Source organism: Parablautia muri, assembly GCF_009917485.1.
Lineage (GTDB): Bacteria > Bacillota > Clostridia > Lachnospirales > Lachnospiraceae > Suilimivivens > Suilimivivens muri.
In genome coordinates, this window is record NZ_QZDT01000026.1 from 17,842 (window position 1) to 40,054 (window position 22,213).

At 44.3% G+C, this 22,213-nt stretch carries 20 protein-coding genes and 1 riboswitch; of the genes, 16 read left to right on the plus strand and 4 right to left on the minus strand.

Annotation, left to right across the window (positions count from 1 at the left end):
• Nucleotides 1-16 precede the first annotated feature (16 nt).
• Nucleotides 17-1,381 carry an MATE family efflux transporter gene (locus D5281_RS15060; protein ID WP_160560944.1) on the plus strand — a complete coding sequence of 455 codons (1,365 nt, stop codon included), beginning with the start codon at nucleotides 17-19 and terminating at the stop codon, nucleotides 1,379-1,381.
• Nucleotides 1,357-1,527 (plus strand): hypothetical protein, encoded by a 171-nt coding sequence (locus D5281_RS15065; RefSeq protein ID WP_160560945.1) that lies wholly within the window; start codon nucleotides 1,357-1,359, stop codon nucleotides 1,525-1,527. The genes D5281_RS15060 and D5281_RS15065 overlap by 25 nt, the downstream gene beginning before the upstream one ends.
• Here D5281_RS15065 and D5281_RS15070 read toward each other — a convergent pair.
• Nucleotides 1,522-3,063 carry an alpha-amylase family glycosyl hydrolase gene (locus tag D5281_RS15070; RefSeq protein WP_160560946.1) on the minus strand — a complete coding sequence of 514 codons (1,542 nt, stop codon included), beginning with the start codon at nucleotides 3,061-3,063 and terminating at the stop codon, nucleotides 1,522-1,524. The two genes, D5281_RS15065 and D5281_RS15070, sit on opposite strands and share 6 nt — an antisense overlap.
• Before the next feature lie 172 nt (nucleotides 3,064-3,235).
• On the opposite strand from D5281_RS15070, the gene D5281_RS15075 reads away from it, so the two are divergent.
• Nucleotides 3,236-4,126, plus strand: coding sequence for a helix-turn-helix domain-containing protein (locus tag D5281_RS15075; RefSeq protein ID WP_160560947.1), 891 nt, complete (start codon nucleotides 3,236-3,238; stop codon nucleotides 4,124-4,126).
• Nucleotides 4,110-5,450 (plus strand): MATE family efflux transporter, encoded by a 1,341-nt coding sequence (locus D5281_RS15080; RefSeq protein WP_160560948.1) that lies wholly within the window; start codon nucleotides 4,110-4,112, stop codon nucleotides 5,448-5,450. The genes D5281_RS15075 and D5281_RS15080 overlap by 17 nt, the downstream gene beginning before the upstream one ends.
• A gap of 21 nt (nucleotides 5,451-5,471) precedes the next feature.
• On the opposite strand, the gene D5281_RS15085 is transcribed toward D5281_RS15080, so the two are convergent.
• Complete coding sequence (locus D5281_RS15085) at nucleotides 5,472-6,878, minus strand: MATE family efflux transporter (RefSeq protein ID WP_160560949.1); 1,407 nt, start codon at nucleotides 6,876-6,878, stop codon at nucleotides 5,472-5,474.
• Nucleotides 6,879-7,178: 300 nt separating this feature from the next.
• On the opposite strand from D5281_RS15085, the gene D5281_RS15090 reads away from it, so the two are divergent.
• The 5 genes from D5281_RS15090 to D5281_RS15110 all read left to right on the plus strand — a co-directional run bounded on the left by D5281_RS15090 (nucleotide 7,179) and on the right by D5281_RS15110 (nucleotide 13,316).
• Entirely contained in the window at nucleotides 7,179-7,895 is a 717-nt protein-coding gene (locus tag D5281_RS15090; protein WP_160560950.1) for a MarR family winged helix-turn-helix transcriptional regulator, read from the plus strand.
• Nucleotides 7,879-9,645, plus strand: coding sequence for an ABC transporter ATP-binding protein (locus D5281_RS15095; protein WP_160560951.1), 1,767 nt, complete (start codon nucleotides 7,879-7,881; stop codon nucleotides 9,643-9,645). The genes D5281_RS15090 and D5281_RS15095 overlap by 17 nt, the downstream gene beginning before the upstream one ends.
• Nucleotides 9,629-11,452: an ABC transporter ATP-binding protein gene (locus D5281_RS15100; protein ID WP_160560952.1), complete on the plus strand. Its 1,824-nt coding sequence runs from the start codon at nucleotides 9,629-9,631 to the stop codon at nucleotides 11,450-11,452. Before D5281_RS15095 ends, D5281_RS15100 begins: the two co-directional genes overlap by 17 nt.
• A 150-nt stretch (nucleotides 11,453-11,602) precedes the next feature.
• A complete protein-coding gene (locus D5281_RS15105) occupies nucleotides 11,603-12,142 on the plus strand; it encodes an RNA polymerase sigma factor (protein ID WP_160560953.1) in 540 nt (179 codons plus the stop codon).
• Nucleotides 12,132-13,316: a DUF4179 domain-containing protein gene (locus tag D5281_RS15110; RefSeq protein WP_160560954.1), complete on the plus strand. Its 1,185-nt coding sequence runs from the start codon at nucleotides 12,132-12,134 to the stop codon at nucleotides 13,314-13,316. The genes D5281_RS15105 and D5281_RS15110 overlap by 11 nt, the downstream gene beginning before the upstream one ends.
• A gap of 122 nt (nucleotides 13,317-13,438) precedes the next feature.
• Here D5281_RS15110 and D5281_RS15115 read toward each other — a convergent pair whose 3' ends face one another.
• Entirely contained in the window at nucleotides 13,439-13,801 is a 363-nt protein-coding gene (locus D5281_RS15115; protein ID WP_160560955.1) for a VOC family protein, read from the minus strand.
• A gap of 397 nt (nucleotides 13,802-14,198) precedes the next feature.
• Between D5281_RS15115 and D5281_RS15120 the strand changes: the two genes are divergently transcribed.
• From D5281_RS15120 to D5281_RS15145, 6 genes are all read left to right on the plus strand, one after another.
• Entirely contained in the window at nucleotides 14,199-16,226 is a 2,028-nt protein-coding gene (locus D5281_RS15120; RefSeq protein WP_160560956.1) for a beta-galactosidase, read from the plus strand.
• A gap of 133 nt (nucleotides 16,227-16,359) precedes the next feature.
• Nucleotides 16,360-16,887 (plus strand): cob(I)yrinic acid a,c-diamide adenosyltransferase, encoded by a 528-nt coding sequence (locus tag D5281_RS15125; protein ID WP_160560957.1) that lies wholly within the window; start codon nucleotides 16,360-16,362, stop codon nucleotides 16,885-16,887.
• A gap of 88 nt (nucleotides 16,888-16,975) precedes the next feature.
• On the plus strand, nucleotides 16,976-17,674 hold the full coding sequence (locus D5281_RS15130; protein ID WP_160560958.1) for a hypothetical protein: 699 nt from the start codon (nucleotides 16,976-16,978) through the stop codon (nucleotides 17,672-17,674).
• Between the two features lie 221 nt (nucleotides 17,675-17,895).
• Nucleotides 17,896-18,183 (plus strand): hypothetical protein, encoded by a 288-nt coding sequence (locus tag D5281_RS15135; RefSeq protein WP_160560959.1) that lies wholly within the window; start codon nucleotides 17,896-17,898, stop codon nucleotides 18,181-18,183.
• 172 nt (nucleotides 18,184-18,355) lie between these two features.
• On the plus strand, nucleotides 18,356-20,119 hold the full coding sequence (locus D5281_RS15140; RefSeq protein WP_160560960.1) for a Na/Pi cotransporter family protein: 1,764 nt from the start codon (nucleotides 18,356-18,358) through the stop codon (nucleotides 20,117-20,119).
• Between the two features lie 74 nt (nucleotides 20,120-20,193).
• Nucleotides 20,194-20,381, plus strand: a riboswitch (cobalamin riboswitch).
• A 371-nt stretch (nucleotides 20,382-20,752) separates the two neighbouring features.
• The gene (locus D5281_RS15145) at nucleotides 20,753-21,004 is read left to right on the plus strand and encodes a hypothetical protein (protein WP_160560961.1); all 252 of its coding nucleotides are present in this window, start codon (nucleotides 20,753-20,755) and stop codon (nucleotides 21,002-21,004) included.
• Nucleotides 21,005-21,410: 406 nt separating this feature from the next.
• Here the strand turns inward: D5281_RS15145 and D5281_RS15150 are convergent, their stop codons facing one another.
• On the minus strand, nucleotides 21,411-21,746 hold the full coding sequence (locus D5281_RS15150) for a winged helix-turn-helix transcriptional regulator (RefSeq protein WP_160560962.1): 336 nt from the start codon (nucleotides 21,744-21,746) through the stop codon (nucleotides 21,411-21,413).
• 220 nt (nucleotides 21,747-21,966) lie between these two features.
• On the opposite strand from D5281_RS15150, the gene D5281_RS15155 reads away from it, so the two are divergent.
• Complete coding sequence (locus D5281_RS15155; protein ID WP_160560963.1) at nucleotides 21,967-22,206, plus strand: hypothetical protein; 240 nt, start codon at nucleotides 21,967-21,969, stop codon at nucleotides 22,204-22,206.
• The last annotated feature ends 7 nt before the right edge of the window (nucleotides 22,207-22,213 follow it).

Below are 22,213 nucleotides of genomic sequence, written 5' to 3' on the forward strand. Positions count from 1 at the left end.
AGCATGGAGGATTTTTATGAAAGAAAAGAAACAGGCAGTGTCGATTAACAAAAAGGAGTTTTATCGTAATCTGACGAGGCTGGCTCTCCCGATTGCCCTTCAGAGCCTGATGCTTGCAGCGGTGGCTGCCGGCGATGCGCTGATGCTGGGGAAGGTTGCCCAGAATGAAATGACAGCAGTTTCCCTGGCAACTCAGATTCAGTTTGTCCAGAACATGTTTATCATGGCAGTTACAGGAGCGGGAGCCATTCTTGGTGCGCAATATTGGGGAAAAGGGGACAAGCATACGCTGGAAGATATTTTTAATATTATGCTTCGTTTTAGCGGTATCGTGTCTCTTATCTTCTTTTTAGGATGTGAATTGGCGCCGGAGCTGCTTATGCATATTTTTACGCATGATGCGCCACTGATTGTCATTGGCAGCGCTTATCTGCGTATTGCAGGCTGGTCATATCTGCTTACAGGGGTATCCCAATGCTATCTGACAATCATGAAGGTGTCAGAACATGTAAAGCCCGGAGCGCTTATCAGTTCATGTGCGGTGCTCCTTAACATATGTCTCAATGCCGTTTTTATATTTGGGCTGTTTGGAGCGCCCAAAATGCAGGCAAGAGGAGCGGCAGTTGCCACTACAATTTCCCGTGTGATAGAGCTGGCGCTATGTATTGCCATATCGTCAAAAGGCTCTTACATTCGTCCTGCGTTTGACAGATTTATGCAGCTGCCTAAACAGTTGAAATCTGATTTTATAAGGCAGTGCCTGCCTCTTATGGGTGGTTCGCTGTGTTGGGGTGTAGGGTTCACATCCTATACTGCAATTATGGGACATGTGGGAACTGACGCTGCGGCGGCAAACTCTGTGGCAGCAGTGGTACGGGATTTGATTTGCTGCATGTGCAATGGTATTGGCGGTGCAGCGGGGATTATGGTAGGAAATGAACTTGGCGCAGGACGTCTTGATGTGGGGAAAGCATATGGAATAAAGCTTAAGAATCTTTCCTACATCATCGGATTCATATCTACGGCGCTGGTGCTTGCAGTAACACCGTTTGTGGTGCGGATGGTTATTCTGACAGACCAGGCAAGGGGATATCTTACGGGGATGATGGTAATCATGTCCATCTATATGATCGGGCGGGCCGTAAATTCTGTTACGATAAACGGAGTGCTGGATGGAGGCGGCGATACCCTGTTTGATATGTACAGTCTGATTGTATGTATGTGGTTAATCGCTATTCCACTGGCACTTGTAGGGGCATTTGTCCTTCATTGGTCGCCCCTTGCGGTTTATGCCTGTACCTGTCTGGATGAGGTGGGAAAAATCCCATGGGTGATGATACGCTTTCGGAAGTATAAATGGGTACAGGATTTGACAAGATAGGAAACTGGCGCTTGGTGTTTTACTTGAACGGCCAGGGCGTCTGCCAGATCTGCGCCGGCAGCGCCTCCCTTTCAACAGAGCCCATGCATATCGCAGGCTGTGCCTGCGATATGCATGGGCGTATAAGAAAAGGTATGGTTTTATGAAACCTGATAGAATGCAAATGACTTGGCAGGAACTGTTACTTTACCGCTTATGGAGCTCATTTTGCTGCCAAAGGTATATAATTCATTTTCCAGAGGATAAGCGCAGTCAAATGTGGTGTCCTTGTTGGATGGATTTAGGATAACAAGTATTTTTTCATCCCCGATGCTTCTAAGGTAAGCAAAAGGATAAGTATTTTCTTCCGCATAAAGGAAATCTATTTCCCCTTTACTCTGTAATGCGGGATGTGCCTGGCGCAGCGCAATCAGCCGTTTTACTTCATGGTACAGAGAAGATGTATCGGCCATCTGATTTTGCACGGTAGGACGGTCCGGGCTTTCATCCAAAGGAATATATAACTTTTCTTTGCTTGCAAAGCTAAAGCCAGCGTTTACACCGTCATCCCACTGCATAGGAGAACGGGAGCCGGTTCTGTTGTAGCCGCCTTCCACGGAATCTAAGCCTTCTACATAGCGCATACCGATTTCATCACCATAGTAAATGAAAGGTGCACCAGGCATGGAGAGCAGGAAAGCAAAAGCAAATTTCAGCTCATCTCCATGGAGATGTCTGGCGATACGATCTACATCGTGATTGCCGGAAGGAATGCAGATCAAACCTTTACGTGCTGTTTCTTCGTAATCTTCTTTGTACTTCTTAACAAATTTAGAGATATCGCCTTTTCCACGGCTTGCAAAAAATGGTTCAGGAGAACGAAACAGGTTGTTAGGGTCAGCAGGACCGTGGAATAAGATAAAATCCATATGGAAACCTCCGGCTAAGGAGTTTTTTGGTTTGCTCCACTCAGATACCATGGCTGCATCCGGGAATTCTTTATCCAGGAAAGCGCGGATACCCTGCCAGAGCTTGGTGGTGCCTTTGCCGTCGTCATCGTGCTTTACAAGAGAACCTGCCATATCTACACGGAATCCATCGCAGCCCATTTTTAACCAGAAACGCATAATATCCTTAAGCGCTTCAACGGTGGCTTTAGGGCCCGGGTCATCCATGGACTGCTGCCAGGGCAGCTCCGGCTTATAGAAGCCATAGTTTAGAGAAGGCTGGTTGGAGAAAAAGTTTACCGCACAGGAGCCGTCACGGTCGGAAATTGCCCGAAGGCAGCCCATGCTCTGGGGCGCTTCCCAGATGCTGTTCGTCCATACATAGCGGTCGGTAAACTCATTGCGGCCCGGTTTCATGGATTCCTTAAACCAAGGATGCTCCACGGAGGTGTGGCCGGGAACAAGGTCAAGGAGTATGTGCATATCACGTTTATGAACTTCATCAAAAAGGCGCTTTAGGTCATCATTGGTACCGTAACGGGGCGCCGTTTTACAATAATCTGCCACATCATATCCGGCATCTCCAAAAGGTGATTCAAAGCATGGATTTAACCAGATTGCGTTGCAGCCTAAGTCTTTGATATAGTCCAGTTTTTCAATAATTCCATTGAAATCCCCAATACCATCGCTGTTGGTATCCTTAAAAGACTGCGGATAAATTTCATAAAAAATTGCATTGTCAAGCCATTGTGCCATAAGATAAGCTCCCTTCTGTTTGTATTTGATTTGTTTAATGATATAATAATCTTAAAATATTAAAGAAACAACTGATATAATACTAAAAAATGATACTAAAATACTTTTAAAGCTGTTTTGACACATTGAGCTGAAAGGTATTTTTTGACTTTCATTTATAGAGGAGAGAAAGGTGAATCGTTTATCTTCTAAAGAAAAGAGAAAGCATGGCTCAGTGAGAATCCCCTATGATTTTTTTGAATGCAGGGTGCCCGACCGATTTCCGTTTGTGCCTTTGCACTGGCACAATGAGTTTGAACTGAATTATATAATAAGCGGCAGAAGTGAATTTACCTGTGGAGAGGATAAGTTTATAGCAGATGCCGGTGATATTATTGTAGTACCGCCTAACATGCTTCACGCACTGTATCCTTATGCGCATGATGCGCAGGTTTACAACACATTGGTGTTTCGGGAGGAATTGCTTGGAATTGGGAAGGAAGAACGGTGCGGTATTTCCTGCATAGAACCGATTGTGAATGGAAACCGCAGGATTGTGATGCCTGTTTCTAAAAGGAATGAAGCTTATGAGAAAATCAGGGAATGTGTGGAGCAGATTTTTATTTGTGTGAAAGATAATACGCCGATTGCGGATTTATACATGAAAAGTGAGCTGCTCCGTTTCCTGTGGCTGCTGGAGCAGTCAGACTGCATTGTGACGGTGAAGAATCAGGATGAAAGACAGATAGAGAGCCTCAGGGAGATATTGGTGTTTATTAATTTGAACTATCGGGAGAATATCAACATAGATAGACTGGCACAGCTGGCCCATCTTAGTAAAAGCTATTTTATGTACCGTTTTAAGAAAACAGTGGGCGTCAGTGCCATGGAATATATTATCCAGCTTAGAATCAAGCTTGCCTGCGAAATGCTGCGAAACTCCGGGGAACCGTCATTGGAGATTGCGTTTGCGAGTGGGTTCCAGAATTTGTCTAACTTTAACAGGCAGTTTAAAAAATATGTAGGGTGTACACCAAAGCAATATAGAGAAAGCATGGAGGTTAAATATGATGGTAGAAAATAAAAATGATTTTACACAGGGAAGTATTGTTTCCAAGCTGCTTCGATTTATGATACCAATCCTTGGGGCTTTGGTCTTGCAGGCAATGTATGGAGCGGTAGATATTCTTGTGGTAGGGCAGTTTGGAACCACCGCTGGAATTTCAGGAGTGTCTACAGGAAGCAGTATTGTAAACCTGATTACCTTTACAATCACAGGACTCACAATGGGAGTTACAATTGTAATGGGGCAGTATTTTGGAGAAAAGAAGCCGGAAAAAGTGGGACAGGTGGTAGGCGGCGCAATTTGGCTGTTTTTGGTGTTATCCTTTGTGATTGCAGCATTTATGCTGATTTTTGCAAGGCCCCTTGCGATTCTAATGCAGGCGCCAGAGGAAGCCTTGGATTTGACAGTATTATATGTCCGGATTTGTGGCGGAGGGATTTTCTTTATCATTGCATATAACGTAATCAGCAGCATTTCCCGTGGAATCGGCGATTCTAATATGCCGCTGATTTTTGTGGGAATTGCGTGTGTTGTAAATATTGTAGGCGATTTGTTGTTCATTGCAGTCTTTAAGTGGAATGTGGCAGGGGCGGCTCTTGCAACAGTGATGGCCCAGGCAGTCAGTGTTATCTTGTCTATCATAATCATCAAAGGACGGGAGCAGCCCTTTGTGATGAAAAAAGAATATATCCGTTTCAATCCGGAAATCAATAAATTTATACAGGTAGGAACCCCTATTGCATTTCAGGAAGTTTTAACCCAGCTTTCCTTTTTGGCATTATGCGCCTTTATTAACAGACTGGGACTGGACGCATCTTCAGGTTATGGCGTGGCCAATAAGATCGTAAGCTTTGTTATGCTGGTGCCTGGGGCGCTTATGCAATCCATGGCCTCCTTTGTAGCCCAGAATGTAGGGGCAGGACAGGAGAAGCGCGCAAGGAAAGCAATGGCGATGGGGATGATGATAGGATGTGGCATTGGTATTTTTATCGCAATTTTTTCTTTTACCCGTGGGGATTTGCTTGCCGCTATTTTCTCAAAGGATGCGGCTGTTATTGCACGTGCGGCGGAATATTTAAAGGGCTTTGCGCCGGAGGCAGTGGTAACGGCAATCCTCTTTAGTTTTATAGGCTATTACAACGGGCATTCGAAGACATTGTTTGTGATGCTGCAGGGAATCAGCCAGACCTTTATGGTGCGTCTGCCCATGTCCTATTTCATGAGCATCCGGCCGGATGCAAGTCTTACCATGATTGGTTTGGCGGCACCCTGCGCAACGGTATTTGGTATTTTGCTTAATCTTCTATATTTTGCGAAAGTAAGCCGGGAAATGAAAGTATGAAAAGCATGGCAGCGCTTTGTATTAAGCGGTATGTGTGTCAGAGGTAAGTTCCTTATAGGTGGAAGCAATTATGACAGCGGAAACAACTGCCGTAAGGACATCCGACACAGGCATGGAATAAAGTACACCGTCAAGACCAAAGAATTTTGGAAGCAAGAGCGCGAAGCCTACCCCGAATACAATCTCACGTATCATGGAAAGAATCGTGGAGGCAGCGGCCTTTCCCATTGCCTGCAAAAAGATGAAGGCCGCCTTGTTTAAACAGGCAAAGATGACCATACATAAATAAATGCGGAATGCTTTGATGGCGAAATCCGAATAGTATACGCTTTCATTTGCCGCGCCGAATATGGCGATAAGCTGTCCGGGCAAAAGCTCTACAATTAATAGCGCGATTAAGCCGATGAGCGCCTCACAGGTAAGTAGCTTTGTAAAGAGACTTTTTACGCGGGGCCTTAATCCGGCGCCCATATTAAAGCCTACAATTGGAATGCACCCTGCGGCCATACCCACGACAATGGAAATGACAATCTGGAAAAACTTCATTACAATGCCCACAACGGCCATTGGAATTTGCGCATATTGTTCCTGGCCGAAAATAGCGTCTATTGCGCTGTAGTGACGAATCATATTATTGATGGCAGCCATTGCGGCAACAAGGGAAATCTGAGAGAGAAAGCTGCAGATTCCCAGTGTCAGGGAACTTTTTACAATGTTTCCTTTTAAGAGAAATGCGGTTTTTGATAGCTGAACGGATTTTATATGGCCAAGATACCAGAGAGCAAGAAATGCCGTGACAATTTGGCCAAGTACAGTTGCAATGGCAGCCCCCATCATTCCCCATTGAAATACGAAGATAAAGACAGGGTCAAGTATTATGTTGATGACAGCTCCTGCAAGTGTAGAAAGCATTGCGAATTTGGGATTCCCGTCAGCACGTATTACCGGATTCATTGCCTGACCAAACATGTAAAATGGAATTCCCAGCGAAATATAAAGGAAATATTCTTTAGAATGCCGGAAGGTTTCGGCGTTAACCGTGCCGCCAAACATGGAAATGATAGGATCCATAAAAAGAAGATAGGCAGCACACAAAATGATGCCGCCGGCTGTTGTGAGTACGATGGCATTTCCAATACTGATTTTGGCATCCTCTGGCCGCCCTTTTCCCAGACTTAAGCTTACAAAAGCACAGCACCCATCTCCGATCATAACCGCAATTGCCAGGGCAATAACTGTAAGGGGGAATACGACCGTATTAGCGGCGTTGCCGTAAGAGCCAAGATAATCAGCATTAGCAATAAAAATCTGGTCAACAATGTTGTATAGTGCGCCTACTAGCAGGGAAATGATACAGGGAACCGCGTACTTTTGCATCAGCCTGCCTACCTTTTCCGTAGCGAGAAAAGATTGATTTGTTTGTTCCATTATAAATCCTCCATTCTTACAAATAATTAGGAGTCTTTTTTAGGAAAGCTGCCATAACCTGTATTTCATGTAAAAAGGCGTAAATCCATGTATCTGGGTTTACGCCTTTTGGCCACTCGAACGCTGATATTATATCGCAGAATTTTTTAGAAAGTCAAATATTTTTTTTGATAATTAATTAGGTACCTTGACAAAAATGAAAAATAAGCATAAGATATTAAGGTACCAAAATAATTTCAGAATGACAAACTTGTGCCGGCGCTCTGATTGGGTCTGTGGGCAGGAATGGAGGAGTTGTATATGGAAGAAACGAGAAACTTATCTGAAAAAATGCAGTGTACCAAATACGATGAAGGTACGGATATCAATAAGAAGCTTATTGTTCATATGAGGGAATTAAGTCATATTATGCGCTCCTTATATGAGGGAAAGGCCAGCCAGCAAAGGATTTTGATTATTTTAGATGAAGTAAAAACGATTACACAGCGGGATCTGACCATACGGCTGGGAATACAGCCAGGCTCCGCCAGTGAAATCCTGTCCAAGCTGGAAAATGCAGGACTTATTCGGCGTACCATAAGCGAGACGGACAGGAGAACCGCCAATTTATCTCTCACGGATGAAGGAAGACAGATGGCGCTTGATGCTGCCAGGCGGCGCTTCGAAAGGCATGAGGAGATGTTTTCCTGTCTGTCGGAGCGTGAAAAGGAAGAATTGCTGTCCCTTTTTGAAAAATTGAATGCAGACTGGACCAATCGGTATGGCAGGATCATGGAAGAACGCAGGAAACAACGCCAAATGCACAAGTGTGAGGGAGAGCGTGGGCATAAGCACAGGCATGGACAGGATCATGAAGGAGACCATGGACGCAGGCATGACTATGAAAGTGAACACAGACATGGTTATGAAAAAGACCATAGCCGTGAACATGTCCATGAAAAGGACTATGGACGGAGGAATGGGCATGGAAAGCACAGTCCGGAAACGGAGGAAATAACTGATGTGGAAATACATTAAGCCATATCTTCTCTTTGGAATTTTGGCCGGCCTGTTTATGGTGGGCGAGGTTTCTATGGATTTGATTCAGCCTGGCATTATGAGCCAGATTGTGGATGATGGTGTTTTGGGGCTTCATAACAATGGTGTTGGGGACTTAACGCTGATCTGGAAGCTGGGAATCGGGATGATAGGATTGGTACTTTTGGGAGGACTGAGCGGGGCGTTTAACAATGCCTTTGTTCATCTGACGGGACAAAATATCGGAAACGATATGCGAAAAGACTGTTTTCGCAATGTAATGGGATTTTCCTTCCCGCAGATAGACGAATATGGAACCGGAACGCTGGTAACACGCGTAACAAATGATATCACACAGGTGCAGAATTTTGTGTCACAGTTTGTGCGGGGCATGATTCGGACCATTATGCTGACCTTTGGGAGTATGTACTGCATTTTTAAGCTGAATCGGGATTTTGGGCTGATTACGGTGTGCGCGTTTCCTTTTATTGCTGGATGTCTGGTATTTTGTTTACATAAGGCAAATCCGCTTTTTTCCCGTTTACAGGCACAGCTGGATGCCATCAACGAGATTATGCAGGAGGATATATCCGGCATCCGCACCATTAAGGCTTGTGTGCGTGAAACCTATGAAAAGCTCCGGTTTGGCAGGGCAAATGATGGGCTGATTCAGACACAGTTGAAGGTTCTTGTGATTTTTGCCTTTATGAATCCGGTGGTAAATGCCATGATGTATCTGGTGGTAGCGGCTATTTTGTTGATTGGCTCTTTTGAGGCGGGCAGCGGCAGAGCAACGCCAGGGAATATTATGGCAGCGGTTACCTATACGACACAGTTGTTAAACGGCGTTCTTATGCTTACAATGCTATTTCAGAATATTTCAAGAGGTTACGCTTCCTGGAAAAGAGTGAAAGAAATTCTGGATAGTAAGCCGGAGCTTAAGGATGGTTCTTTTTGTGGAGAGACGGAAAAAAAAGGTGAGATTGAATTTCGGGATGTGTCCTTTTCTTATCCCCACAGTGGCAAGATGGTGTTAGAGCATGTGAACTTTACCGTCCATCAGGGAGAAAAGGTAGCGGTTTTGGGCGCAACCGGATGCGGAAAATCATCATTGGTGAATTTGATTCCCAGATTTTACGATGTTGTGGAAGGCACTGTCCTGGTAGATGGGGTGGACGTACGGGAATATAAGCAAAAGGATCTTCGGGAAAAAGTGGCAGTAGTTTTGCAAAAGAGTGAATTGTTCAGCACTTCCATCGGGGGAAATATTGCATGGGGTAAGCCGGATGCTGCGCCAAAGGAAGTGAAGGCGGCAGCCATTATTGCACAGGCTGATGATTTTATCCGGCAAAAGAACGAAGGAAAAGGGCAAAGCGGGCCAGAGGGCGGCTACGAAACCATTGTGGCGGAGCGCGGCATGAGTCTTTCCGGCGGGCAAAAACAGCGGCTTTCCATTGCCAGGGCTGTGCTAAAGCCTGCGGAAATACTGATACTGGATGATTCCACCAGTGCGCTTGACTTAAAGACAGAGTCCGATTTTTATAAGGCATTAGAGGAATTTGGCGCAAAGAGTACTAAGATTATCATTGCACAACGGATTGCGTCTGTGCGGGGGGCGGATCGAATCCTTGTTATGGAAAATGGCAGGATTTTGGAGGAAGGCTCTCATGAGGAGTTGTTAAAGTCCTGCAAGGTATACCAGGAAATATACCGTTCGCAGATCGGTAAGGAGGATGAAAAAATTGCGTGAATCTGATAATCAAAAGCTGGTGGAAAAGAATCTCCTTGGCATGAGCAGGGAAAGATTTGGACAGGTAGAATATGCAGAAAATACAGGGAAAACCCTAAAACAGATAGCAGCTTACTTTGGGCATGAGAAAAAGATGGTCTTATGTATGCTGGCAGTAGTGGTGTGTGGGACCATCTGCGGTGTTTGGGCACCGGGGCTACAGAGCAATGCGGTAGATATCATTGCCGGGGCAAGGGGCGGCAACTTTGCAAAGACTTTATCCCTTATGCGGGGTGTGTATCTGCTTTACAGCGCCAGCGGCCTTTTGCAGGGAATGTGCAGCGCGAAGCTCAGTCAGGGAATTGTAAAGCGGATGAGAGGAGAGCTGTTTGGAAAAATCGTAGATCTCCCGGTTTCTTATCTGGATACCCACTCCCATGGAGATGTAATGAGCCGTATGACAAACGATATTGAAAATATATCTACAACCGTTTCCCAGGCCCTGCCCTCCTTATTTTCAGGCGTGCTGACGATTATTGGGACGGTGGCGGTGATGCTGTTATACTGTTGGCAGCTGGCGCTGCTCAGCTTTGCAACGGTGATTTTGACTGTGATTGCCACAAAGTTTCTCTCTCAAAAGGTGCGTAAGTATTCCCGCAGAAGACAGATGCTGCTTGGGCAGTTGAACGGGACGGTGGAGGAGATGATTTCCGGTTACCGAACGGTGGTTGCCTACAACCATCAGGATATCACCACAGAGGATTTCTGCAATACTGCGGATGCCCTTACCAAAGCCGGAATAAAGACGGATATTTTCAGTGGCGTCATGGGACCTGTTTTGAATTGTATTGGGAACATAGGATTTGTGGTGATTGCCGCTTTCGGAGGGTATTTTTCTGTCCACGGATTGATTTCGGTGGGGGTGATTTCCGCTTTTATCGTTTATGCCAGACAGTTTAGCCGTCCCATCAATGAGATTGCGCAGATTTATGGGCAGCTTCAGACGGCTATAGCAGGCGCAGAGCGGGTTTTTACAGTATTGGAAGAACAAAATGAGGAGCAAAGCGGCGGAATGCTGGAACAGGCAGAAGACGCTGAAGTCAGATTTGAGAACATACAGTTTTCCTATGAACCGGGAAAGCCGATGATTCAGGATTTTACGCTGACTGTTCCTTCGGGACAGAAGGTGGCGCTGGTAGGTTCTACGGGGTGTGGAAAGACAACGATTGTCAATCTGCTTATGCGCTTCTATGATATTGACAGTGGCAAAATTTTGATTAACGGACAGAATGTGGAGGATGTTGCAAGAGAAAGCCTTCGACATAATATTGCGATTGTGCTGCAGGATACGGTTTTGTTCTCCAACACGGTAGAGAATAATTTGAAATATGGCAATGAAAATGCAACGAAAGAACAATTAGAACAGGCGGCATCTATGAGCCGTTGCGAAGAAATGATTCGTAACCTTCCCAATGGTTATGACACCATCCTTACCGGTTCCGGTGAAAATATCAGCCAGGGGCAGAGACAACTCCTTGCGATTGCCCGGGCTTTTGTGGCGGATCCCAGGATTTTGATTCTGGATGAAGCCACTTCCAATGTGGATACAAGGACAGAAAAGGCAATTCAGGACGCGATGCAGCTGGTTATGCGTAACCGTACCAGCATCGTAATTGCGCACAGGCTTTCTACCATTCGGGATTCGGATTTGATTGTGGTGATGGATCATGGCAGGATTGTGGAAAGCGGGGCGCATGACGAGCTGCTTGCACAGAAAGGAAAATATTATGAGCTTTACATGAGACAGTATGCAGGGTATGCCATCTGAAATAGCGTTTTTAAGTGGACTCTGTACATACTCTGTACAGGGTTTAAATTTTTTTAAAACCTGAAAACTTTTTTCCGGGGTCATGACAATATATAAGTGCAAGGGTAAATCCCTACAAGTCGACTTGAAGGAAGAAAGAGGATAACTGCTATGAATAGAGATGAATTTGAGCTGTTTGTCCTGAGGTTCGGGAAGGATATTCTGCGGTTTTGCCGGATGAGCGCCGGGGATGCGGAAACCGGAGACGAATTGTATCAGGATACAATGCTTAAGCTGCTGGAGAAAAGGAATCAGCTAAGCTTCACGCAGAACACAAAGAGCTACGCTTTATCCACTTCGATTTTTCTTTGGAAGAACAAAAGAAGGAAATATGCAATCAGGCAGAGGCTGGCGCCTGCTGACAGTATGGACGAGATGTCTGATGAGGGAAGGGAGATCCCGGATGATGGACATGAGGCTTCGCCGGAGCAGGTGGTTTTACGGCAAAGCGAAGTGGACATGGTCCAAAAGCTGGTTGCATCTCTGCCGGAGAAATACAGAATACCGATTTATCTGTATTATTCGGCGGATATGCAGATAAATGAGATATCTAAAATCCTTGAACTGCCGGAAGGGACGGTCAAGAGCCGGATGCGGAAAGCAAAGAAATTGTTGAAGGAAGAATTGGAGGCGATAGGATATGACAGATGAAAAACTGGATCAGATCTTAAAGCAAGCCCTTGCTCCGGAAATTAATGACAGAGAAATCAGAGTACGAAGAAAGGCGGGGAAGGGTAAAATGAGAGTATTTAATATCATTGGAAAAGGTGTTGCAGCAGCAGCGGCGGCTGCCGTTATAGGAATTGGCGGACTGGGATATTTTAATCCTGTGCTTGCGGCGAAGATTCCGATTATTGGAAGGATTTTTGACAAGATTGAGGAAGACATCACATATTCCGGTGATTATGCGGATAAGGGGTCCGTCCTTACAAAGGAGGATGCGGCGGGCGCTTTAGATACACAAGCGTATTCGGTGTCTGACCAGGGGATTACGCTGACGGCATCAGAGGTTTACTGCGATGGATATTCTCTGTTCCTTACAGTGGATATCAAGCAGGAGGATGGAGCGTTCACCCATATTCCGGGGCATTATACGGGGATGTATGTGGAGGAGAACAAGATAGCCGCCGGATTTTATGTAGACGGAACATGGAATGTGGACGGAGGTTTACCTGAGCAGTTGGAAAATACCTTTGAGGGAGAGGTAATTGACGACCATACCTTTGTGGGCATGCTGAAAATAAACTTCAGAGAAAAATTTGAGGGCAGCGGAGAGCTAAGCTTAAATATCACCGGCCTTGGTTATGATGATGACAGAATGCTTGACGCTGAGGAAATAACCGCATCTCATTGGACGGATGGCAGCTGGAATATGAAGCTTCCTTTTGAGGTAAATGAGACAGATGTAAAAACCATTGAAATAGGCGAGACGAAAGAAAATATCACCCTCCATGATGTGATGGTGTCACCGTATCAGGTAGTTGTCCATGTAGAGACACCCGGAATGCAGCGTGAGCTGACAGATGACAGAAGGGAAAAACTGCTTTCGAAAGATCCGGATATGACAGATGCGGAAATGTTTGAACTTTTGGGATGGTCTTATGAATCCTGCCATACAATCGTGTTTAACCAGGATGGGGAAGCCCTTTATTCCGATATGGAAATGCCAGGCTTTGCCGGGTTTGCCGTTCAGGGAAAAGAAATTAGCGTACTCCATATTTTTATTTTTGAGAATCTTGACGATTGGGACAAAATGAGGGATGAAGGTATGAACAGCAGTGTTGCAGATAAGGCCGTGATTGCAAAGGAAGTTCATGTATCATAAATTATTTAAAGCAATATATTTCTTATGCACAAATGGGGATACCTGGCCTTAACGAAAGGCAAGCCCGGATTTTTTGCAGGGAAAAGAAATCGGCACCGGCTGGGAAATAGCCGGTGCTCTCTTTAAGGTACTATTTCCAGCCAGTATCCATCCGGATCCGCAATAAAATAAATACCCATATCCGTATTTTCATAACAGATGCAACCCATTTGTTTATGCTTTTCATGGGCAGATTCGTAATCATCTGTCCGAAATGCCAGATGGAATTCGCAGTCCCCTAAATTATAAGGCCGCTCCATATCCCTAAGCCATGTAAGCTCTAACTGGAAATCACCATTTTCGTTTCCCATGAAAACAATGATAAAAGAGCCATCTTCCGCTTCATTACGGCGCACTTCCTTAAGGCCTAAGGCTTCCTCGTAAAATGCGATAGATTTTGCCAAATCAAATACGTTGTAGTTCTCGTGAACCATTTTGAATTTCATACGTTTCCTCCTATTGCCCAATCTATTGTGCAACTCTTTGATAATAAGCTGAAAGCCAAAGCGTATATAAAAGAGTTCAACCCTAAATACATAATACCATATTGCCGGAAATTTGAATAGACGGCAGTCCTTTGAAAGGCAGCGGTAAGTAATTATTCAGCTAGGTCTGTGCATTTACTGCAGAGACCGTGAGAATATGATTAAGGAGTGCAAAATCCCATCGCCGAAGGCGATTTTAAATGGATTTTGCATGTAACAGTTCAGCAAGGCTGAACTGTTACAGCGGTAAATTTCTAAAATATGTAATGCTATAGACAAAAGCAAGGCATTAATGTAATAATAGTCGTATGTTTGGACAACAAATTTGTGAACGGCATATAAGAATGGAGGACAGGATATGGGGAAAAAAGTAAATTTTGGAAAATTACTGCACGGCGGAGATTATAATCCGGAACAGTGGCTGGAAAGTCCAGAGATTCTGGATAAGGATATTGCATATTTTAAAAAGGCAAAAATCAATGAGGTTTCTCTTGGAATTTTTTCCTGGTCTGTGCTGGAACCGGAGGAGGGAAAGTTTCATTTTGAGTGGATGGAAGAAATAATAGATAGGTTGTACGAAAATGGAATATCTACGATTCTGGCGACTCCTTCCGGGGCGCGTCCTAAGTGGATGGCAGATAAGTACCCGGAGGTGCTGCGCATGGATGAGACGCGCAGGCGCATGTTATATGGGACACGCCATAATCATTGCTATACATCTCCCGTATATCGTGAAAAGACAAGAATTATGAATCAGGAGCTGGCAAGGCGCTTTGGCCCTCATCCAGGTGTGATTGCCTGGCATATTTCCAATGAATATGGTGGTGAGTGTCACTGTCCTTTGTGTCAGGAGGAATTCCGTAAATGGATACAGAATAGATATCAGACGGTTGAACGCCTGAATCATGCATGGGCAACCACCTTTTGGAGTCATAAATACAATCGCTTTGACCAGGTAGAAAGCCCGTCCAGCATAGGGGAGCCGGGGCTGCATGGGCTGAATCTGGATTGGAGAAGGTTTGTAACTGACCGCACATTGGACTTTATCAGACATGAGATTGCCGCCATCCGGAATGGAGGAAGCGACAAACCCACAACGATTAATATGATGTATGATTTTCGTGAGCTGAACTATCACAAGCTTGCTGATGTGATAGATTTCGTGTCATGGGACAACTATCCCCAGTGGCATAAGAAGGAAGAAATTCTTACGGCCAGGGATAGTGGAATGCAGCATGATATTATGCGGAGCCTTCGGAAGGAACCGTTTTTCTTAATGGAGAGCTGTCCATCTGCGACAAATTGGCAGCCGGTAAGTAAGCTGAAAAAGCCGGGCATGCTCCATGCGGCGTCTATGCAGGCGGTGGCCCATGGCTCAGACAGTGTGCTCTATTTCCAGCTCCGACAAAGCCAAGGCTCCAGTGAAAAATTCCATGGTGCGGTGATAGACCATTACGGCGGTGAAGATACGAGAGTGTTTGGAGAGGTAAGCCAGGTTGGAGAGAGCCTTAGAAGGCTTGGTGAAGTGGCCGGAACTATGCCAAAAGCAAAGGTTGCTGTGCTGTTTGATTGGGAAAGCCGCTGGGCTATGGAGGATGCCCAGGGGCCGCGTAACGATGGCTTGTTTTATAAAGAAAGTGTGTTGAAATCCTATCACGCATTTCGCAATTTAGGACTTGATGTGGATATGATTGACATGGAGCAGCCGCTTGAGGACTATAAGATTGTGGCGGCTCCGATGCTGTATATGTTTCGTGCAGGGTTTGAGGAGAAGGCACGAAGATTCGTAAGTGAGGGCGGAAAATTTATATTGACATACTGGTCTGGGATTGTGGACGAGACAGATTTATGCTTCCTTGAGGGAACGCCTCATGGGCTTATGGACGTGATGGGACTGCGCAGTACGGAGATTGATGGTCTGTATGACGGGGAAGTCAATAGCGGAGTACCTGTAGAAGGGAATACGCTTCATATGGCGCATACATATGCTTGCAGTCATCTGTGTGATTTGGTCAGGCTTTCCACGGCGGAAGCAGTGCTGGTTTATGGCTCTGATTTTTATAAAGGGATGCCGGCGCTTACCAAAAATAATTTTGGAGAAGGCCAGGCATATTATATTTGTGCTGATTTTGACCAGGACTTTTATGATGATTTTTATGGAAAGATTGTAAAAGAAGCAAGAATAGAGCTGCCGGTAGAGAAAATTCCGGCAGGCGTAGAGGTGACAAGGAGATCTTCTAAGGATGCAGAGTATCTGTTCGTACAGAATTTTAACCGTGAGCCTGTAAATATGGATCTGCCGATAGGAGAATATCAGATTCTCTTAGGCGATTATAATGGAACAGTAGCACGGTTTGGAACGGTGGTTTTGAAAAAGAAGTTGTAAGTTGACGGTTTATTAATGCAGTGTTGCAAGCTATGCTTGCAATATGCAGAGGTATAAGCTTGGAAGTAAATTTTCAAACTCTTTATTTGGTGGCAGTACCGCAAGCAATGCTTGCGGTATGCAGGGGGTAAGAATGATACATTTATATACGGGCGAAGGAAAAGGGAAAACGACTGCGGCAATTGGACTTTGCATACGGGCGTTGGGATGGGATTTTCAGGTTTGTTTCGCCCAATTTATGAAAGGGAACGATACCGGGGAGCTATATGTGCTTGAAAGAATGCCGAATGTAACTATCCTTCGAAGCAAGAAAAATTTTGGCTTTTATCATTCCATGTCCGAAGCAGATAAGGCGGAGCTTACGGAGATTCACAACCGTATCCTTGACAGTCTTTGGGAAGTGGCGGGAAACGGGAATTGTCATATGATTGTTTTGGATGAGCTGACCTATCCCATAAAATGGCGATTGCTGGATGAGGAAAAGCTAAAGCGTTTGCTGGCGCTGGGAAAAGAAGATGGCGGCAAAAAATTGGAATTGGTGGTTACCGGACGGGGAGCCGGAGGGCTTTTACGTGATGCGGCCGATTATATCACAGAGATGAAATGTGTGAGTCACCCTTATGAAAAGGGAATTGAAGCAAGAAAAGGGATTGAATTTTAGGGTATGCTTAAAAAGGCTCTTACGCCAGAGCTGTGGTGTAATTTGCAGGGACGATTTCGTAAATACGCTTTGCAGGAGGTATCAAAGGATGGCGGCTTTTTTTTCGGATTTATTGGATGACTTTTTGGGGATTGATTTTCTAAAGAAGGTGCATAAAAAATTTCATTATACGCCGGAACAGATGGAAACGCTTTTGGCAGTGGCTCAGGAAATGCTGCCACGAATGAGGGCAGAAGCTTTTTGGGAACGGAGATTATCGGATGCACAAATTTGTGGAAATCTGTTGGCAGCAAAGTTTGATGAGAAATATGAAGATGTTGTGATTTCCCTGGGATATGGACTGGATGAATTGCAGGAAAATTACAGCCAAAAAGGAATGCTGCTTGAAAGCTATATGCTAGAAACTCTGGCTAGTGAATTGTTATTGCAAAGCTACGGCAGTTATAATCGTTATACTTTGAAGGAAGGAAAATGGCATGTCGCCAGATACCATTTTCCAGGAAGTGAAGAAAATTTTCCTTTGGAGCTGCTCCCTAAAATGTTACAGGGAATTACCAACCGGGTAGCATGTAATTCGGCATTATGTATGCAGCCTAAAAAAAGTGTAGCTTTTGTGGCAGAGCTGACGCAGGATGCTAAGAGATTCTGCGAGGGTATTTGTACAGGATGCGGCAGTATGGATTGCCCGAACAGGGGGGAAGATGATTCTCTGATGAGACGATTGGCGGTGCATAGTAGGGCGGATATGCCTTTGACTTATGGATATGCAAGGATTTTTGGGAAATAAGTGGAAAAACCGGATAATACTTGTATGTGTGATAAAGAAATAAATCCGGCTGTTTCGTTACTTTTTTTATAATAATAAGGTACCTTGACAAATGTGAGTGGCTGTGTTATTGTCAAGGTACCTTATTAAAATGCGCGCAATGAGGAAATACTGCAAACACAGAAATAAATTTGTGCTTGGCGGCCATATTTATGGGCTGCCGGCAAAAATGGAGGTTTAGGATGGAAAATGCGGATGGGATAAATCTGGATGAGAGAGGACGGCAGGGCTATGGTGAAGGTCATGGACATGGGCATGATAGAGGTCATCAACATGGTAGAGACGACTTTGGACATGGCAAATCGGATGACTTATATAGCCTAATGCGTGGATGTGGCCATTATTTACATCACAGTAGTGAGAAACATCAGAAAGCAGAAGGAGAGAACCAGCTTTTTGCTGTACTGGATGATGAGGAACAGAAATGCTTGAAGGGGTTGTTAAAGAAGTTGCTTGATAGCTGGGCATAGTGTGAAGAAAAGTTCTAAAAGGTCAAAAAATATCGTCCACGGACAATAAGTGAATTTGCTTGTATTTATGACTTTACAAGAATTTTACAAAACCTTGCTAATAAATTTGATGTATATTAGATAAAATAAAATCCATAGGAAAAGACAAAAAGAGATAGAAAGGCAAGGGCCTATGGATATTTTTGATGTACTCACGCTAATAGGCGGCTTAAGTCTGTTTTTATTTGGAATGAATATTATGGGGCAGTCTTTGGAGCGCCGGGCCGGAGGAAATCTCCGGTTGCTTCTTGGCAAGCTTACTACAAACAAAGCGGCCGGTCTTTTGACCGGTTTAGGTGTTACGGCGGTGATTCAAAGTTCTTCGGCCACAACGGTGATGGTGGTGGGATTCGTAAATTCCGGGCTTATGACTTTAAAACAGGCAATCAATGTGATTATGGGAGCGAATATTGGCACCACGGTGACAGCATGGGTTTTGAGTCTTGCGGGGATTGAAAGCGGTAATGTGTTTGTAAGTCTACTAAAGCCGTCCTCCTTTACACCGGTTCTTGCTTTGATTGGGATTATTTTCTATATGTTTTGTAGGAACGATGAGAAAAAGGATACCGGTATGATTTTATTGGGTTTTGCAACGCTTATGTTTGGCATGGAGACAATGTCAGGGGCTGTTTCCGGGCTTCGCAGTGTTCCATGGTTTCAAAGCCTTTTTATTATGTTTCAAAATCCAATTTTGGGTGTGCTGGCAGGGGCAATTCTCACAGCTGTCATTCAGTCAAGCTCCGCTTCGGTGGGAATTTTACAGGCACTGGCCGTTACAGGGCGGGTGTCTTACGGGGCGGCAATTCCGATTATCATGGGACAAAATATCGGAACCTGTGTAACGGCAATGATTTCTTCAGTAGGCGCCAACAAAAATGCAAAACGGGCCGCTATGGTGCATTTGTCATTTAATGTAATTGGAACAGTGGTCTGGATAACGGTTTTTTGTCTGATAAAAGTTTTTTTTAGCCTGACACTTTTAGAGGAACCTGCCTCCTTGTTTGGCATTGCCGTGGCACATTCTGTTTTTAATCTTTTATGCACCGTTTTAATACTGCCCTTATCGGGGTTTTTTGAAAGGCTGGTGAACCGGCTTGTGCCTGATGCAAAACAGCCGGAGGTACATTCCGAACTGGACGAGCGTTTACTTTCCACACCGGCTATTGCATTAGAACGCTGCCATAAGGTGGCAGCCGATATGGCACAGATCGCCGTAGACGCATTAAAAGAAAGTGTGGCTTACCTGCTTCACAATGATTCTTTGGAGATGGCAGGCTCTGTGTGCAAAAACATTCGTGAAAGGGAAGAAAAGACAGATTACTATGAGGATATTTTGGGAACCTATCTTGTAAAACTAAGTGCAAAGCAAATTAGCAGGGCGGACAGTGCGGAAGCGGCAAAGCTCCTTAAGATGATTGGTGATTTTGAACGGATTTCTGATCACGCAGTCAATATTTTAGAGTCCGAAGAAGAAATGCAGGAGAAAGGACTTGCGTTTACTGCTGATGCAGTATTTGAGCTCCAAGTCATTGGCGGGGCAGTAAATGAAATTCTGGATTTGTCGTTAACAGCCTTTTTGTATGATGATTTGGAAGCTGCCTCTAAGGTGGAACCTTTAGAGCAGGTGATTGACCAGTTGAAGGAACAAATGCGTACGCGCCATATTCTTAGGATGCAGCAGGGATTGTGCTCCATTGATGTGGGCTTTATATGGTCAGACTTATTGACTAATTTGGAACGGACAGCTGATCATTGCTCTAATATTGCCGGATGTGTGATTGATATGGCGCATCAGAATATGAATATCCATGAATCACTTCGCAGTATAAGAAATGACAGTGAGGATTTTCAGCAGAAATATAGGGCATATGCCAGCAAATATTCTTTCGTCCGCTAATATTCAGATAAGCTGAAAGGTTATACAATTTTAAATAGAATATTAAAAATAGATTTACATTTAGGCAAAAATGTTATATTGTGTCAGATTCAGGTTCAGGCAGTGTAAGTTGTCTGATTAAAAGGGAAACAGGTGTAAATCCTGTACGAACTCGTCACTGTAAGCGGGGAGTGCAAGGCCATAAATGTCACTGAGAAATTGGGAAGGCGGCCGTGCATGATGATACGCAAGTCAGGAGACCTGCCTGTGTAATGGAGTGGAAATTTTTTCACCGACCACGAGTAATTGGTCGCAAGCCAGTATATCAACAAATAAAACCTTCAGAGAGCGATAGTCTTGCGGACATAGTTTTGAGAGCATAACCATTTAGGTATAGTTCTATAAGCATCGCTTTTAATCTCAGATTTAAAATTGTAATTTTGGAATCTTAGATTTGCTGAAAGGTTTATTTGACATGGATGGCACGGAAAGTGTGGTATCCATTTTTGTTATACGATGAATACGCTCTTTTACTGATTGGCATCAGGAGGGGCGTTTTTTTTGTACTTACAAAAAAACCCTGCCGAAGCAAAACAAAGCAGTGAGAGGTGATTAGGTTGAAAGAATTGCATTCTTTCAACCGCAAATTTGTGCTTGAGCGCACAAATTCGCACGTTGAGAAAGGAGCATGGTTATAAAAATGAAAAAAGATTAGCTGCAATTTTATTGGCTGCCGTTATGGTATGCATGTGTGCACTGACCGGCTGTGCAGGAGAAAATCAGGCGACCTCAGGCCAGACACAGGAAGGCGGGGAAACATCTAAAACGGAAGAAGCAGACGCAGATAAAGAGGAAACAGACAAGTGTTGTTCGGCGAATTATCTGCACCTAGATTCTTCACATTAAATGCGCCTGTTTTGCGGATGGTTTGGATAAATATTCAAAATTCCTGAATCTGTTTGTGCAGCTTATTTGAGCTCAGTATTGTATAAACAATTCCAGCCAGTTTCTTTTTTCCGGTGCCTATCGCATGGAAAAAAAGAAACGGCATCTGAATTGTCAGTACAATTTAAAATCCCCATGAACAGATGTTTGGCTTCGAGAAAAGGAGCTTTCTGATTTTTTCTGAATACACCGCCATGATGGGATTGTGGGTTTTTGTCGGTTACTATGTGACAAAGGGACTTGAGAAACTTTCCTGCAGAATATGTAATTGCGAAAAATAAAAGGAAAATTGAGAAAAAGGGGCTTACCACTGCCCATAGGGTAAACGGGCAGTATACCGGATGATGCAGCACAATGGCTGGCTGCACTATTTATGTGCATTAACTAAGGATTGATACATGATTCCCCAATCAAATAAAGATGATATGATGGGGCGCATTGTATTCCCTAATTCACTTAAGGCATACTCCACCCGTACAGGGACTTCGGGATAAACAGTGCGTGTAATAATACCGTCATTTTCCATAGAACGAAGGTTATCTGTTAAAACCCGCTGGCTGATGCCGGGAATATCCTTTTGCAGTTCATTAAACCGCCAGGGACGGTCTAACAGTCTTTGCACAATAAATATTTTCCACTTATTTCCGATCAGCATTAGTGTTGTGGCAACAGGGCATGCTGGCAGCTCGTCTTTTGTCAGCATAAAGGACACCTCCTATAGTATATAACATTCATATTTGTACTAACTAAGAAAAAGCTCACTACATAATAAAATAGTGCGTACTTTTATTTTTGATTGTTGCAACTTATACTAAGTATAGACCAAAGGGGTCACAAAATCAATAACGTACAATAGAAAATACGCTATGGGAATTTTCTATTGTCACAAATTAAGGAGGTAACTATCATGAGTCATCTTGAAAATGTCGCTGCATTTGCTGGCAGGAGTGCCATATCGTCCTGTGGTTCATCTTGTGGGGCAGCAGATCCGAAGCCGGAGGGAAAGCCTGCATCAGCCTGTGGTTCGGCTTGCGGAATTATTGAAAGAGTGGGGTATTCCGGATACAGATATAGCCCGCTGCTTTGTAATATTGGGATGTTGTGATGGGAGTTATCCGCAAATGAAACCAAGAAAAGAAAACCGTTTTTGGATTATCGGTTAAATCCGGA

What these genes read in the sequence shown, in the direction of transcription:
- D5281_RS15100 (WP_160560952.1), top strand. Translation starts at nt 9,629, where the DNA reads ATGAAAAAATTGCGTGAATCTGATAATCAAAAGCTGGTGGAAAAGAAT.
- D5281_RS15070 (WP_160560946.1), bottom strand. Translation starts at nt 3,063, where the DNA reads ATGGCACAATGGCTTGACAATGCAATTTTTTATGAAATTTATCCGCAG.
- D5281_RS15110 (WP_160560954.1), top strand. Translation starts at nt 12,132, where the DNA reads ATGACAGATGAAAAACTGGATCAGATCTTAAAGCAAGCCCTTGCTCCG.
- D5281_RS15150 (WP_160560962.1), bottom strand. Translation starts at nt 21,746, where the DNA reads ATGCTGACAAAAGACGAGCTGCCAGCATGCCCTGTTGCCACAACACTA.
- D5281_RS15115 (WP_160560955.1), bottom strand. Translation starts at nt 13,801, where the DNA reads ATGAAATTCAAAATGGTTCACGAGAACTACAACGTATTTGATTTGGCA.
- D5281_RS15095 (WP_160560951.1), top strand. Translation starts at nt 7,879, where the DNA reads ATGTGGAAATACATTAAGCCATATCTTCTCTTTGGAATTTTGGCCGGC.
- D5281_RS15135 (WP_160560959.1), top strand. Translation starts at nt 17,896, where the DNA reads ATGGAAAATGCGGATGGGATAAATCTGGATGAGAGAGGACGGCAGGGC.
- D5281_RS15060 (WP_160560944.1), top strand. Translation starts at nt 17, where the DNA reads ATGAAAGAAAAGAAACAGGCAGTGTCGATTAACAAAAAGGAGTTTTAT.
- D5281_RS15090 (WP_160560950.1), top strand. Translation starts at nt 7,179, where the DNA reads ATGGAAGAAACGAGAAACTTATCTGAAAAAATGCAGTGTACCAAATAC.
- D5281_RS15065 (WP_160560945.1), top strand. Translation starts at nt 1,357, where the DNA reads ATGGGTACAGGATTTGACAAGATAGGAAACTGGCGCTTGGTGTTTTAC.
- D5281_RS15105 (WP_160560953.1), top strand. Translation starts at nt 11,603, where the DNA reads ATGAATAGAGATGAATTTGAGCTGTTTGTCCTGAGGTTCGGGAAGGAT.
- D5281_RS15140 (WP_160560960.1), top strand. Translation starts at nt 18,356, where the DNA reads ATGGATATTTTTGATGTACTCACGCTAATAGGCGGCTTAAGTCTGTTT.
- D5281_RS15080 (WP_160560948.1), top strand. Translation starts at nt 4,110, where the DNA reads ATGATGGTAGAAAATAAAAATGATTTTACACAGGGAAGTATTGTTTCC.
- D5281_RS15130 (WP_160560958.1), top strand. Translation starts at nt 16,976, where the DNA reads ATGGCGGCTTTTTTTTCGGATTTATTGGATGACTTTTTGGGGATTGAT.
- D5281_RS15155 (WP_160560963.1), top strand. Translation starts at nt 21,967, where the DNA reads ATGTCGCTGCATTTGCTGGCAGGAGTGCCATATCGTCCTGTGGTTCAT.
- D5281_RS15085 (WP_160560949.1), bottom strand. Translation starts at nt 6,878, where the DNA reads ATGGAACAAACAAATCAATCTTTTCTCGCTACGGAAAAGGTAGGCAGG.
- D5281_RS15125 (WP_160560957.1), top strand. Translation starts at nt 16,360, where the DNA reads ATGATACATTTATATACGGGCGAAGGAAAAGGGAAAACGACTGCGGCA.
- D5281_RS15120 (WP_160560956.1), top strand. Translation starts at nt 14,199, where the DNA reads ATGGGGAAAAAAGTAAATTTTGGAAAATTACTGCACGGCGGAGATTAT.